9 protein-coding genes are annotated in these 14,861 nt (G+C 31.0%); 6 read left to right on the top strand and 3 right to left on the bottom strand.

What is annotated here, in order from left to right; genetic code table 11:
* Positions 1–88 precede the first annotated feature (88 nt).
* From I6L50_RS18630 to I6L50_RS18610, 5 genes are all read left to right on the top strand, one after another.
* Entirely contained in the window at positions 89–412 is a 324-nt protein-coding gene (locus I6L50_RS18630) for a hypothetical protein (RefSeq protein WP_002085464.1), read from the top strand.
* Between the two features lie 1,678 nt (positions 413–2,090).
* A complete protein-coding gene (locus I6L50_RS18625; protein ID WP_219302297.1) occupies positions 2,091–3,134 on the top strand; it encodes a Fic family protein in 1,044 nt (347 codons plus the stop codon).
* A gap of 838 nt (positions 3,135–3,972) precedes the next feature.
* Complete coding sequence (locus tag I6L50_RS18620; RefSeq protein WP_219302296.1) at positions 3,973–5,481, top strand: spore germination protein; 1,509 nt, start codon at positions 3,973–3,975, stop codon at positions 5,479–5,481.
* A complete protein-coding gene (locus I6L50_RS18615) occupies positions 5,468–6,571 on the top strand; it encodes a GerAB/ArcD/ProY family transporter (RefSeq protein WP_002085467.1) in 1,104 nt (367 codons plus the stop codon). The genes I6L50_RS18620 and I6L50_RS18615 overlap by 14 nt, the downstream gene beginning before the upstream one ends.
* On the top strand, positions 6,568–7,695 hold the full coding sequence (locus I6L50_RS18610; protein WP_219302295.1) for a Ger(x)C family spore germination protein: 1,128 nt from the start codon (positions 6,568–6,570) through the stop codon (positions 7,693–7,695). The genes I6L50_RS18615 and I6L50_RS18610 overlap by 4 nt, the downstream gene beginning before the upstream one ends.
* A gap of 508 nt (positions 7,696–8,203) precedes the next feature.
* Here the strand turns inward: I6L50_RS18610 and I6L50_RS18605 are convergent.
* Both I6L50_RS18605 and I6L50_RS18600 read right to left on the bottom strand, forming a co-directional pair.
* The gene (locus I6L50_RS18605; RefSeq protein ID WP_215560422.1) at positions 8,204–9,640 is read right to left on the bottom strand and encodes an MBL fold metallo-hydrolase; all 1,437 of its coding nucleotides are present in this window, start codon (positions 9,638–9,640) and stop codon (positions 8,204–8,206) included.
* 66 nt (positions 9,641–9,706) lie between these two features.
* A complete protein-coding gene (locus tag I6L50_RS18600) occupies positions 9,707–10,906 on the bottom strand; it encodes an NAD(P)/FAD-dependent oxidoreductase (protein ID WP_088293788.1) in 1,200 nt (399 codons plus the stop codon).
* Between the two features lie 511 nt (positions 10,907–11,417).
* Here I6L50_RS18600 and I6L50_RS18595 point away from each other — a divergent pair.
* Positions 11,418–11,684, top strand: a complete 267-nt coding sequence (locus I6L50_RS18595; RefSeq protein ID WP_085960736.1) for a DUF5065 family protein — start codon at positions 11,418–11,420, stop codon at positions 11,682–11,684.
* Between the two features lie 681 nt (positions 11,685–12,365).
* Here the strand turns inward: I6L50_RS18595 and I6L50_RS18590 are convergent.
* Positions 12,366–14,573, bottom strand: coding sequence for a M60 family metallopeptidase (locus I6L50_RS18590; protein ID WP_219302294.1), 2,208 nt, complete (start codon positions 14,571–14,573; stop codon positions 12,366–12,368).
* Between the last annotated feature and the right edge of the window lie 288 nt (positions 14,574–14,861).

Below are 14,861 nucleotides of genomic sequence, written 5' to 3'. Positions count from 1 at the left end.
CATCGTATAAGATAACTATTTAAATTTCAAAATATATAGTATAGAATAGGAACATTCGCTATATTTATGTATGAAAGGATTTTCGGAAATGGACTTGTTGCAAATCAAGAAAATGGAAAATTTAATTTGGACTATTGAACATAGTAGTGACCTCTCAAAAAGGTTTTACATAATAAAATTTTTTGATAGAGAAAATACAATTAAGCCAATTGAAACATTAGAATTTGGAAATAGAAATATCGAAAAATTTGAATGGGTGTTTATTAATATATTTCCAAGGGTAGTAACAACTTATGTCCCTTCCACTGGAAGGAAACCTGATGAATCATTAATAGATACAACTAGAGAAAACAGTAAAGAATCACTTATTTTACAAGGAATACGAACCTACACCAAGTTTTGGTCATGTTAACCCCCACCCTTCTATAGCAGCAAATATAATTTTGCATAAAATGTGTTTTTTTGAGTTAAGGTGAATTCTATATGTAAATTCTTCTGAGAGTTTCATTCACATTGTATTGTTCGTTATTTGAAGAACAAGGAGTTTTTTATAATATACGATATATCAATTTTTAAAATGTATGCTTATACTTATTTTTTTAGGCATTTTATTCTCTTAAGAGCATCCACGCAAATACATGCTCTTAAGAAAATAAAAGTAGTACGCATGAGATTGAATGAATATTAAATAAAACACTTTGGATCTGGAACTTACCTTACACTTTGTTTTATATACATAAAAGAAGAGTAGAATATCCTTTTTTATTTTTAGATTTGCCTACTAACACTTCAAACAATCTATCAGGACGTTAAGTAGTGAATAATTCAATTTAAGGGGATTGTTTTAGTCTCTACTAATTTAGCAGAAAATTCAGTTCCACATTTAACCTTTCTAAATTCTAGATGATTAAATCCTTGATTAGCGCCTCATCGGTTGAATCAAAAAGGGTATGCACTTTTATACACCTAGTCCAACAAACGTAATTATTACTCCTACCAAATTTGAGTAGCCCCCTATTTATTGCACTAATTATAACTAGAGCTAGCCCTTTCCTTTTCTTTAAATTCCTACTTTAACTAGACCATACGGACGTTAAGTGATATGAGGTTCATTTTATAATGGGGGAAATTTTCACCTTTTCTAAACAACTTATTATATTATTTTTATCTAATAAGGCACAGAAACAAATTAAAAAACTTTAGTGCTCCTGAGAAAAAATCTCTTGAGGAAAAACGTTTTTAGGGTGAAACGTTTTTCAGGGTACTTTTATACTGACTCTTTTCCTTAAAATGTTTCTGTACCTAATATTTAAATTAACTTATGTCAACATATTTCGCAATACAAGTACTAAATGCTACATGGATATATAGAAAATGACACTTTTTATCACCATACCCCCTCAAATACTTATATTAAATATAGAAAAGTCACCTTACTATTATTAAATTTGTTAAATTAAATAATGAAAATGGAGAATACTAACTTTATAATTGTCACAATTTAATATATATCTACTCTTTTATTACTCGTAAAAATCATTTGATAATTCCTTCAATATTAATTTATGAAATGCAGAGACCATCTAAAGCAACAATTTTCTTACATTAGATTGTTTTTCTATTTAATTTATTTTGTCGAAAAAAGTCGATATTTTCATATTTTTTTCATTTAATTATTGTACATTTGCACATTTAATGTTAGGATTATGCCTATTCAAATTAGATCCTATTGATTCCTCTTTAAGATTTCTTTATTTTATTTGTGAAAATTAGTTACTTTCTAGTAAATTCCCAGCAATAATACAGCAAACTACACTAATAATAATTCTAAAATTATATTTTCACCTCGTAAATTCATAAAAAGGAATTTAAGTCAAACTATATTTTCTATCTGTGTATATTCATTCTTTATTCAAACATGATTAATTATAAGTTCTAACTCGTTAATCAAATTTAAATAACAATTTTGATTCTAAAATAAGTTCAAAATCAAAATAAATATATTGTCATTTCAAAATAATGTTGTAAACTATCTTTAGAATGGAAAGATTTATGTAACAGCATGTTAAGGGGTTACAGGGGGAATAAAAATGAGAAATTTTTTCGATGACAGGTATAAAAATATTGAATTAAAAAGGAGACTATTAAATATAATTAGTGAAATTAGTGAATTAAAAGGAAAATTAGCTGCTTATCAGGAACAAAATCCTGATATATTTACTAGCTTAGAAAAAACCATACCACTTCATTACATAAAAAACTTTACTACTACCTATGAAGATATAAAAGTCCCTAATAAAAGATTAAAAGAACTTATTTTAGATGATATAGTACCTCAAAATATTTCGGAAGATGCTATCTTTTGTTTTTATCAAACACTTACTTTTGTACATAAGAATTCCTGTGATTTATTAATCAATCCAGAGACTATACAGGAATTACATTTTCAATTAATACATTACATTACCTCCGACAGTGCCAAATGGCGCGAAAAACCGTTTACTATTCCAGGTATTCCTGAAAACGGAATGCACTTAAATAGTTACCGCATTCTTCCACATGAGCTTATTCCACAAGTAATGGAACAATTATGTGATCAATATAACTCATTAAATTCTAGTAAGGGCCATCATTCACTTTTATTAATAGCTCGTTTTATATTTAATTTTTATTGCATAGTCCCTTTTAATCAGGGTAACGGCAGATTGGCACTTATGTTAATGCAATTGCTATTAATTAAGAGTGGAAATACATTTGTAAAATATGTATGTCTGGATAAATACATTAAGAAAAATGAATCTGAATATTACAATTCGATTTATAAATCTTCGGTAAATTGGTACTGCGAGGAACATAATAGTAGCTTTTGGTTAAAAACGTTTTTAACTATTATATTAGAGGCGTACAAAGATCTTCATAATACAGTTCTAGATTCTATATGTAAGCATACTAAAGTGGAGAGAATTCAGGATTTTATCCTTAAACAAAAACACCCCTTTACTAAGGAGTGTATTCGTAACACATATCCAGACATAGCAGAGAGTACAATCAGTAAGGCTTTAAATTCCTTGCAATTGTTTGGCCATATTAAGCTAGTGACAAAAGGAAGAAATGCTAGTTGGATTAAAGTTTAACTATACTTGTAAAACACTTACAGTTCAAAAAAAAAATTATAACTTTATCATTTAAATTCATGCCTTTGGACTCTTATTCATTGAATTTCACTTTAATTAAGCTATTATTACTAATTTAGTTATTTCTAATTCCTACAAAACGTTTTATAGGAATATTTGTCGAAAAAAGTCGCATTTTAATATTTTTTCTTTATTTTCTGGTTGTAAACGTTTCATTTTCGTGTTACCATCTTAATCAAACAATAGATGGTAATAAAAATGAAAATATTTCTTTCCCTTAGAAACATATAAACGTACGGTCATATCAAGAAAATAAGGCCAAAGAAATATTTGATACCTATCCAAATTACCAATAGGAATTTTGCCGCATTAACTTTCTGTTATTTCAGAATAAAACTTCACATTTTGTCCCTAAACAAAATTTGTTAGCGTGCAAAATTCAAATACACTAAAACACCCAAATAAATGAAATGTCCTTTTTTATTGAGCATTGAGGTATGAAAAAATAATTCTTCCTACAAAATTCAGCTGAGTAACATAAAGACATCTAAATTACTACCTTTATCGCCATCTATTGTTGACAACATATTTACCAACTATTAAAAAGAACCTATCAATGGTTCTTTTTTATTATAATCATTCAAATTTCACTTCTATCTTGATACTTAGATTTCTACACAAATTACATCTACTTTTTTACTCTCAATTATTGAATTTATAATATAGTACTTCAATTTTAGTTATTCTTGATCTCCATCCGTTTAAATTAGTGAATAAAATTCAAACATATAAAAATAATAACTACAACTAATCGTTATATATTAAAGAGGTGTCAATTTTGTCCTTAAATGAAAAGACCCTAGAAACAAAGACAGATAAAGCCATTGAAAAAATCCAAACCAGTAACTTAAAAGAACTTAAAAATACATTAGATAACATCTTTGATATTAGTGCAGATTTGATTGAACATCCCTTGCAATTAAAAACAAACACGAATATTTTACTATATTATTTTGAAGGCCTTACAGATGGTGTTGCATTAAAAGGAAATGTTGTTACACCATTATTACAAGAAGTGAATGAAGACAGTCAAATATTTAATTCTAATATTATTGCTACTCATACCAAAATAGTATATACGTGGAATGAAATTAAAGAAGGATTACTTGAGGGACAATGTGTACTGTTTATGGAAGGAGAAAAGAGGTCCCTTCTAATAAATACAAAAGGCTGGGCAGAAAGAGCGATTCAAGAACCCATTTCAGAAGTTACTATTAAAGGCTCACATGATGGGTTTATTGAGAATGCCACAAAAAACATAGGCTTAATTCGTCGATATATCCCTTCTACTGAATTGAAAATTAAAAAAATGACAATTGGAGAACGCGCCACTTCTTTAGTCTATTTAATTTACTTAGGGGATGTAGCAAACGAAGATGTGGTCCAAGAAATAGAAACTAGAATCTGTAAAATTAAAACGGATGCGGTATTGAGCATTGGAGAACTATCTAATTTTACAAAGGATCAAAATTGGACTCCTTTTCCACAGGCTTATTTAAGTGAACGCCCAGATGCCATTTCTAATCATATACTTGATGGAAAAGTAGCAGTGTTAATTGATAGATCTCCTGGTGCGATGATTGTCCCAATGAATTTAATTGGATTTTTTCAGACTCCAGATGATTATAATATACATTGGCTCATTGCATCATTTTTTCGCTTATTACGATTTGCAGGATTTATTATAGCTATTTTTTTACCCGCAATTTATATTGCTATAGTCTCTTTTCACTTTGAAATCATTCCTTTAGATCTATACACTTCTATTGCAACGTCAAGAGTTAAAGTCCCTTTCTCTCCTTTATTGGAAGCTTTTATAATGGAAATCACACTAGAAATGCTACGTGAAGCTGGTATTCGCTTACCACAACCAATTGGACAAACAATTGGAATTGTTGGAGGGATTGTAATTGGGCAGGCGGCTGTTCAAGCTGGTCTTGTGAGTAACGTTATGGTTATTATCGTATCTATTACCGCCATTGCATCATTTATTGTTTCTAATTATGATTTATCAAGTTGTATTCGGCTTATTCGTTTTCCAATGATGTTATTAGCCTATTTTTATGGGATTGTAGGTATTGTTAGTGGATTAATGCTCTTATTTGCTCATTTTGTTTCATTAACTTCCTATGGTTCACCATATGGATTGCCAATTGCACCATTTCGTCTCCAAGAGTTAAAAGATTCTTTTGTAAGATTTCCTATTTCCATGATCACCACCCGCTCGAGTACAGGACAGCCGGAACAAAAAAAGAAAAAAGAAGGTGGTTCGCATGGGGAATCTTAAATTTCAAAACATAACTTTATTTGAATTTATTGTTTTCATCCATTCACTGCAACTTGCATCAGGTATGTTAATTATGCCAAGCCCACTTGCTACTACCGCTGGCACAGATGGCTGGATTTCTATCATTCTGGGATGGATGGTTACTTCTATAATTGGCGTATTTATTGTATTAATGTTACAAAAAAGTCCTAGCAAAAATTTCTCACAGATTTTAAAAACATACTTTGGTAAATGGCTAGGAACAATTTTTCTTCTTTTATATGCCTTTTATCTATTTTTTGCTGGTTTTAATACTTTATTAAAGGCAACTGACATTATAAAAGTGTGGATATTCCCTTCCACTCCTGCTTATCAAATCGCCATATTATTACTATTGCCTTTTATTATTTTATCATTGAGTGGGATAAGGGCTCTTACTAGTTATTCTATGCTTGTTTTCTTCTTCACTGCTTGGATGCCACTATTTCTTCTTTTTTCATTAAAGAGTAACTACAATCCTTTACACCTACTACCTATTTTTAAAGATGGCATATCCCCTATTGTAAAGGCAACAAAAGAAACAATTACCCCTTATGCTGGCTTAGAAATTGCATATTTTATTTATCCGTTCTTACAAAAAAAACAAAAAGCCATAAAAGGAATACTAATAGCGAATACTGGAACCATGTTTTTCTATCTATATGTGACTATTCTTTCTTATATATACTTTAGTCCGGAGGGGATAAAAGACGTAATTTGGCCAGTATTTCATTTGTTAAAAGGGGTTCGTTTTTCATTCATAGAACGATTAGAAATTATATATATCGCTTACTATTTGATTGTATTTTCTACTACAATATATCCGTATTTATTTTTCAGTTTTGAATCTGTGACCATTTCACTTCAAAAAAATGCTCGCAATTGGGTGCTCGTTAGTTTTATGTTTTTAATAGTCGGCTTATTTATTTTTCTAAATCCCGACGTGGATCAATATTTGTTTATATATTCTCTTATGGATATCTTAAATATCATTTTTTTTATTCTATTACCAATCTTTTTTTTCGCATACAGCATTCTTTTCACTTGGTTAACTAGGAGGAAACAACTTTGATTCGAAAATGGATATGGATTGTAACTTGTTGTGTATGTTTAATCGGTTGTAGTCAAAAAATCCCTCTTGAACAGGTTTCATTAATCCTGTTAATCGCCTTAGATAGAACTTCTAATGGAGACATAAAAGTGGGCACAAGCATACCACTCTTTCATCATAAACAGCAAAGAAGTACTATAGAGCAATGGGCGCGGGCATCCACTGTATATAATGGATTCAGTAAAATAGATACGAAGTTAACGGGCTATATGACAGCCTCAAAAGCTGAAATCATTTTAATTGGGAAAAAATTGGCCCAAGAAGCAAATTGGATGCAGGAGCTTGATTCTTCTTACCGTGATCCTTACGCTACCATTAATGCTAAAGTAGTACTTGTTGATGGACCTGTAGAAGAAATTTTCACAATTAATAAGCCCGATAAACCATCACTACCATCTTACATAAGTAGTGTAATCGAATCCTCCATTCAAAATAATCAATCCGTTTCTTCCACGATTCAACAATTAATGAGAGAAAAAAATGAAGAAGGAATGACACAAGCTGTTCCAGTTATAAAAAAAACAAAGAATGAAATCGACACGGTAGGAATTGCACTTTTAGATCGACAAGGTAAATATTTAAGCCGTATCCCTAAAAAAAATGTTAAGTTCTTCAATCTTTTAAATAAGCCCAAAAATAAAGGCCGGATGATACTACACCTTGCGCTTCCACCTAAAAAATCCAGCCAAAAACCAAACACTTCTATATTAATACAGAATGCGACTAGGAAAATAGATGTTAATTTTCAAAAAGGAAAGTTTGTATTTAATTTCGATATAAACGCTAATGTAGCTGTAATAGAAAAAACTAACGCACATTTAATTAAGGAGCATTATGATAATAAAAAAAACATACATAATTTAGAAAATGAGGTTCAAAAAGAAATTAATAAGAAATTACAAAATATGTTGTATGAATTACAAAAGAATAAAATTGATCCTATCGGATTATCCTTATATGCTAGAGCTTTTCAATATAACGAGTGGAAAAAACTAAAAGGAGATTGGTTGCAAGCGTTAGCAGAGGCTAAAATAACTGTAAAAACACACGTCAAAATAAAAGATACTGGGACCATTAGAAATTAGATTAGCCTATTCTTTTATTTGACAGCATTTCTCAGTCGAATTTCCCTTCCTCAATAATTATGATGTAAAAGACGCTAATTCAAAGAAAAATCTTTCGGTTAAATGCTAACCAATAGATTTTTCTTTTTTCTCTAACCAGTTCTTTTAAAAGGGCAACAATTTAACTACGGTAATCAAGTACAAGTTTCTAATTTAAGGAATTTAAGAACTTATAACTCTATTGCAGTAAACATGCCAGATACCATTATCAAAGCCGAAATTCCTAAGTTAAGGGGTTTCGGCTTTTTGAGTTCGTTCGAATATCTTAGTCTTAGTTTTAGTTTTATGTACTTTGATAGAATAGATACACATCAGCATATTTGTGCTTAATTTTATCGTTTAATGCGGCTTTAATAAATCATTTTTAGTTTATATATCCCATACTGATAGCAATTGAATTTTATTATTTATCCCCTTAGATTATTTCAAATGATTCTATTTTCTTTCCATTTGACTCTTTTGATATATTTCAAATTTCTTGATTACATGTTGTATAGGGGAGCCCTTCTTTTTTCCACGTAAGAAATCCCCCCTTTAAATTAACTACTTTCTTTATATCAGCTTTTTGTAAAATGCTAGCTGCTATAGCGGAACGTAACCCCGTTCGACATTGTAAAACTATTGGACAATTTTTCGGTACATCATCTAGCCGTTCAAGTAGATTACCTAAAGTGATATGTATTGCATCATGAAGATGTCCTTCATCCCACTCTTTTTTACTACGCACATCGATAACCTTTACACTTCCATCTTTTATTAACGGATATAATTCATTTGATGTTTTTTCCTTATAAATCTCTAAACTATGGAATCTTTGAATTACCTTTGAAGGTGCAAAAGCAATAATATTATCTAAGCCAATGGACTCAAAGTCTCTAATAACTTCCTCCACTTTAACATTTTCCGCATCTAAAATTATTAAAGTTTCTTTTTTATAATCTAATATCTCCCCACACCAAGTTGTGAAAGAATTGTTATAAGGTATGTTAATTGACTTCTCGATGTGGCCAGCAGCAAAACACTCTACATCCCTTATATCAACTATTTGCTGAACACCCCTCATCACTTCTTGAAGTTCTTCTATTATATAAATAGCAGTAATCTCTCTCTTCTTACGAGTTGGTGGACCATACTTATTTAAATGCTTCATTAATGGAAAATACTTTGGAGGCTCTGGCTGTCCCGTCAATAAATTCGATATAAAATTATCTTCATCATTACATTGAAACGCCCAATTAAACATCTTTTCATAACCTAATGTGGAAGTTGGAATTGCTCCTAATGCTTTTCCACATGCACTTCCTGCACCATGTGATGGCCATATTTGCAAATAATCGGGGAGTATTTTTATTTTTTGTATAGAATCAAATAATTGTTTCGCTCCTATTTTTGCGGTATCTTTAATACCAACAGCAATTTCTAATAAATCGGGTCTACCTATATCTCCTACAAATATAAAATCACCTGTGAATATTCCTATCGGTTTATCATTCATATAATTATTTTGACTTGTATCGGTTACTAAAAAGGAAATACTTTCAGGCGTATGCCCTGGGGTATGAATGACATTGAATTTTATATGACCAACCTTAAACTCTGTTCCCTCTCTAACCAAATTGTATCGGCCCTCGTTAAGATTTTGATATTTCCAATCACTATCTCCTTCATCTGATACATATAAATTTGCATTAAAAAGAAGGGAAAGTTCTCTAGACCCAGATAGAAAATCTGCATGAATATGAGTCTCAGCCGCAGCAATTACTTCCATTCCCTCTTTCTTAGCAAATTCTATATATTGTTCTATATAGCGGCTGGGATCAATAACAATTGCTACGCCTTCCTTCTGACAACCAACTAAATAGGAAGCATGAGCTAATTTTTCATCATAAAAATATTTTAAAAGCATAGCTATTCCCTCCAAATGCTTATTTCAAATTACTTCTCGGTTGTTACAACAACTCTCTATCTTTCCTTATAGAATCCCTTTCAACATCAAATTCCAATACATATAGGGCAACATATACCTTTTAAGTAAAAACATACTATACCGTTCTTTCGCTTGATTAAACGGAAACGTTTCTTGAGGCTCATGTTCATAGTTAAATTCAGCGAGTATAAGACTTTTATATCCTGTAACAATCGGACAGGATGTATACCCATCATAATTAGCCTGCAAGTCTCTTCCATTAAGTACGTCCAAAATATTTTGTTTTAAGACAGGTATTTGTTTTCGAATTGCCGCTCCAGTTTTAGATGTAGGTAAATTGGTACAATCTCCAAGTCCAAAAATATTCTTATATTTTACATGCTGCAAAGTATAAGGACTTATATCTACCCACCCCTGATGATCACTTATCTCACTTTCTTTAATAAAGTTAGGTGGCCCCATTGGTGGAACAACATGTATCATACTATATGGTACTGTTTCTCGCTTCAGTGTTTGCGTATCTTCAAAAATTGCTTCTCTCTTTTCAGCGATAATTTCTACTAAGTTTTTATTATAGTTCGTTATAATTTGCTTTCTTTCTAGTACTTGTTCTAATGTTTCAGCATAACGCGGTACCTGAAATATGTTAGCGTTCGCAGAATAAAACATTACTTCACTTCTGTTTTTCAAACCGCCATTACAAAAATACTCTTCTGCTAAATACATAATTTTTTGTGGGGCGCCACCACATTTAATAGGAGTATTGGGGTGGGTAAAAATCGCATTTCCTCCTTTGAATTTTTCAATTTCTCTCCAAGTAGAATCAACATATTTATAAGAATAATTGCTACAAACCCCATTAGTCCCAATAGACTCCTTTAAGCCTTTAATACCACCCCAATTTATTTGTATACCGGCTGCTACAATAAGAATCTCATATTCAAGTAGCATTCCATCATCTAAAAGTATCTTATTTTGATTTGGAAACAACTTAACAACACTTTTAGGAATCCACGTTGCTCCTTTTGGAATAAGTGATTCTTGATCACGCATCGTACATTCCTTTGAAACAATTCCTCCCCCAACTAAACTCCATAGTGGTTGGAAGTAATGTTTTTTAGATGAATCGATAATAGCTATACTTTCTTTCAATAGGGATACATTTCGTAACAAATGTGCAGTAGAAGATAGTCCTGCAGTCCCAGCGCCAATCACAATAATTTTATAATTATCTCTGGTCTTCATTATCCTCTTCCTATCTGAATTTAATTTTTAAGTTAACTAATTATTAGCCTTATTTCATCGTAGTAACAATATTATAAGATAAAAATACTATTATTTTATCTTATTAAAATGAATATTCCGTTAACTTTATCCGTCGACATTACTATATGCGTAAATCCCTTATGTTACTTCTTTAATTTGTTTCAAACTCTACAAACTTTACATTTCTCAATATTAGCCTGTATCCTATCTCACTTTAATGACATTACACTTCTATAGATAATGAAATGCAAGTTTCTTTGGTATGGTTTGTCCATCCTCCTTTTCAGGAGATAGACAAAAACAATCTTATTCCAATAGCTATATTACCTATTCTTTTTTGAATCTTTGTTATAAATATCTATACATGCATTTGAGAACGTCTTTGTTGTTTTTCCAGTCCCTCAATAATGTGAGAATTGCTATTACCATATTTCCCGTAGCCTTTGATTTATAGGGAGCTGAAAATAGTACATACCAACCCGACTGGAATATTGAACACCTCATAACAGGAGATAATTTCTACTTAACTCAACGTTTTGGTAGAGCGCATTTTGGTGCCAAAATGAAGATTTTCAAGGTTCACCCTGACGGTACTTTACAACGCTTTATTACAATTGAACCAGAATTTATTACTACGCCTAAAGGGTTAGAAATTTGGAGAACACCAATTACAAATGTATATACTAAAGGGACATATATTGCAGTAATTAAGTATAACGGAGAATTTACCTACTCAAATCATTTTCAAATTAATTAACTCTTTCCTACTCAGTAGCTAAAATTGATTAATTAGGTAGCTATGAAGAATTAAGATCTTAACCAGCTTCAATTGGATTTTAAGCTTTTTAATATAAACACATTTTACTTTTAATAGAAGTAAGTTAACTATTATATCCACCTACTCTTCGTATGCAATATTGCATACGAAGGGCCTTAAATATTTTGGTATACTATGCATGTGGATTTTTCATCCAAAATTCCACTCAAACGCATATTTATGTATATGCCGACCCTAATTGCTAAAAGTGAGAAGAATGTTATTCATTCTTCTCACTTTTTTTATTTAAAATGTGTGCTTGTACTTAGGTCTTTAGATATTTTACATTTTGAATCTTAATACTAATCCACGTATGTGAATTTCCTTATAAAAATAAACTCCAAAATAGAATTAATCTTCCAAATTCCACCTATGGATTCAGTTGTTTTCTAAAAAACATTCCAGCGTTTTTATCAATTGATTTTAGAATAGTTAAATAATAATACCATATACAAGCTCTGCATAAATTATTCATTTTCTTTTATATAATACCTACCTTTTTACTTCTGATAAATCATTAAACATTGGATTATATTTCACTTTTATATAAATAAAAGCCAAATAGCCGTTCATAATGAACGACTATTTAGCATCTTACTAATAATTTGAATGTTCTTCATGTTAATCTATTTTGTGTAAACCTGTTGAAGTAACTTGATAGGTTCTTTTCTTACCTATATATTCCTGTTTACTATTCTCAAGGTTAATAAGTGTAGCCCGTGTCTTTTCCTTTACTGCTTCCCCTTCTATATGGGTAAACTCGATATAATCTCCCACTTTGACTGGCACAGTTTGTCTTTCAGCAGTTTGCTGTCTATTTCCCACTATTTCCTTATTGTACACAACACTACCGGATGAATTCTGTACTTTGATACTTGCATACGTATTATTAAAATAAGAATGTGGTACGCCTGCTTCTAAATTCACCTGCATTTTCTCTGTTACCCTATTATAATCTACTTTTGCGATTTCTCTATCACTATATCCCTTTAAAGACCAACCAAATTGATTTCCGTCTAAAACCGTTGCTTCTGGCATTTTTTCTACTTTCTTCAAGCCTTCTTTTGTGACTTCATACATTGCTTTTTTTCCAAAGCTTTCTTGTTTACTGTTGTCTACATTTGTGAAAGTAGCTCTATGCACACCTTCTAGATGTGTTAACTCAATATAATCGCCTACTTTGACTGGAACTTTTTGCAATTCAGCATTTTGTTGTTTGTTTCCATAAATATCTTTATTGTATACTACTTTTCCTGATGCATTTTGTACTTTAATACTCGCATATGTTTCATTAAAATAATGATGCGGTACGCCTGCTTGTAAGTCAATTTGCATTTCTTCTTTCGACTTATTGAAATTGATTTTAGCAAACTCGAAATCACTAATTCCTTTTAGGGACCATGCAAATTGGCTTCCTTCTAAAATATTATTTTCATTAGGCACATCTGGTTTAATTGGATTAGAATCCGTACCCTTCCAAATCTCTGCTGTTAAAATTGGATATCCTAATGCAGCCACTTTTTGAATGGTATCGTTATTTGGACGCAATCCCCACTTCTCAAAGAAAGGTATCAAATTTTGTTTAGCTACTTTTGATGCCGAAATCATAAATAATTGTTTTTTATTTTCATCAGTTTGTGGAAGTTCACTTGAAGACATGTCTCTATACAATTGATGCAATTTAGGATAGAAGTCCTCTCCATATGCTAACTGTAGTTGCCAAAGCATAACAAGCTTAACAAAAACATCACTAACTTCGTCATAATTTTTATTAGGTTGTTCTAAGTATTGAAATGCCTTAGTATAAGCGCCCTCCTGTTGCAATCTAAAAGATTGATTAGATGTAAATGCTTTTTCTACAGAAAGGCTGTAAATATTATTTTGTACTTCTGTCATATTATAAAACTTCCAAGGTGATTGCTGTCTCAAATGCCCTGCCTCATGCCAAGGACCCCAGCCATCTTTTATAAATTTATTAATATCTAACACGTATTGGATTGCATCTCCTACATATGCGGTTCGATAAGAAGTTGCATACATATAATAATCGGGAGAATGATTTTCTTCTACGTAATGAATATAATGTTTATCTACTTGTTCCTCGGATAAACCAGCTACTTTGTCTTGAATTCGAGTAGCTTCATCCATCTTTTTTAAGAGTTGTACAGGATCTGTATTAGAACCTAACAAATATTTCTTAACACGTGCAGGGCTGGCCGTAATTAATACACGTTCTCCTTTTAACTCCACTGCATGTGCATTGGGATATTGGTCCAGCATGTTTATTAAATCTTGTTTCGTATGCTTTCCTAGTTCAAAAAAAGGAGTAGTCGTTCCACCTGTTGTGACTGTTGTTCGAATGGTACCACCTTGTTGTTTATTATAAAAATAAATCATCCCCCCATTTGGAGATTGGATTGTGTTTATACCAGGTTTTAATGTAAATGATTTTATTTTAGAATCTTCTCTCCAAGAAGCATCATACGAATACGTTCCAATGTATGCTTGAATATTTTGATTTCCTTCTACATTAATCGTTATTTGTTCATTTGGCTTTGCATATAAACCAGTGGGTTCATATGGACTAAATGCCATACTTTTTCTTTCCTGTTGTTTCAGTACCTCAACATCCCCTTTTCCTGGGACTGTATATCTTCTGTTTTCTGATTTAACTGACTTTTCTTCTTGCAGTGATGTCGATATTTTTTTTTGCTGCTTTGTTTCCTCTGCAAAGACATCTGATGAAGAAACCATTCCAGTCGTAAGCATAGTTACTGTAGCGGTAGCTGCAAGTATTTTTCTAGTTTTATATTTTGAGTTATTCCCCATATTATCTCCCTCATTTTCCCTTAGTACATTTAAGGATTATTATTTTATTTATTACGTTTTTACACCAAAAATTTTTTACGCTATTTATGTTGTATCTAATACTCTATTTTTTCTCATAATAGTCTCCTTTTCTTTATTTCTAATTGTTTATAAATGTTATTTGATGACACATAAAATAACAACTTTACGATAAACTCATCAATAACAACCTATTATGTTTTGATTTAGTATTGTTAACTTCCATCTAATTGTATAAAAGTATTCAATTAGGAAAATAAGAATATAAAG

Source organism: Bacillus sp. FDAARGOS_1420 (genome assembly GCF_019344915.1).
Lineage (GTDB): Bacteria > Bacillota > Bacilli > Bacillales > Bacillaceae_G > Bacillus_A > Bacillus_A mycoides.
This window is presented reverse-complemented; position numbering and strand designations above follow the sequence as displayed.

Coding starts and splice junctions, on each gene's coding strand:
- I6L50_RS18630 (WP_002085464.1), top strand. CDS start 89: ATGGACTTGTTGCAAATCAAGAAAATGGAAAATTTAATTTGGACTATT.
- I6L50_RS18625 (WP_219302297.1), top strand. CDS start 2,091: ATGAGAAATTTTTTCGATGACAGGTATAAAAATATTGAATTAAAAAGG.
- I6L50_RS18615 (WP_002085467.1), top strand. CDS start 5,468: ATGGGGAATCTTAAATTTCAAAACATAACTTTATTTGAATTTATTGTT.
- I6L50_RS18605 (WP_215560422.1), bottom strand. CDS start 9,640: ATGCTTTTAAAATATTTTTATGATGAAAAATTAGCTCATGCTTCCTAT.
- I6L50_RS18590 (WP_219302294.1), bottom strand. CDS start 14,573: ATGGGGAATAACTCAAAATATAAAACTAGAAAAATACTTGCAGCTACC.
- I6L50_RS18600 (WP_088293788.1), bottom strand. CDS start 10,906: ATGAAGACCAGAGATAATTATAAAATTATTGTGATTGGCGCTGGGACT.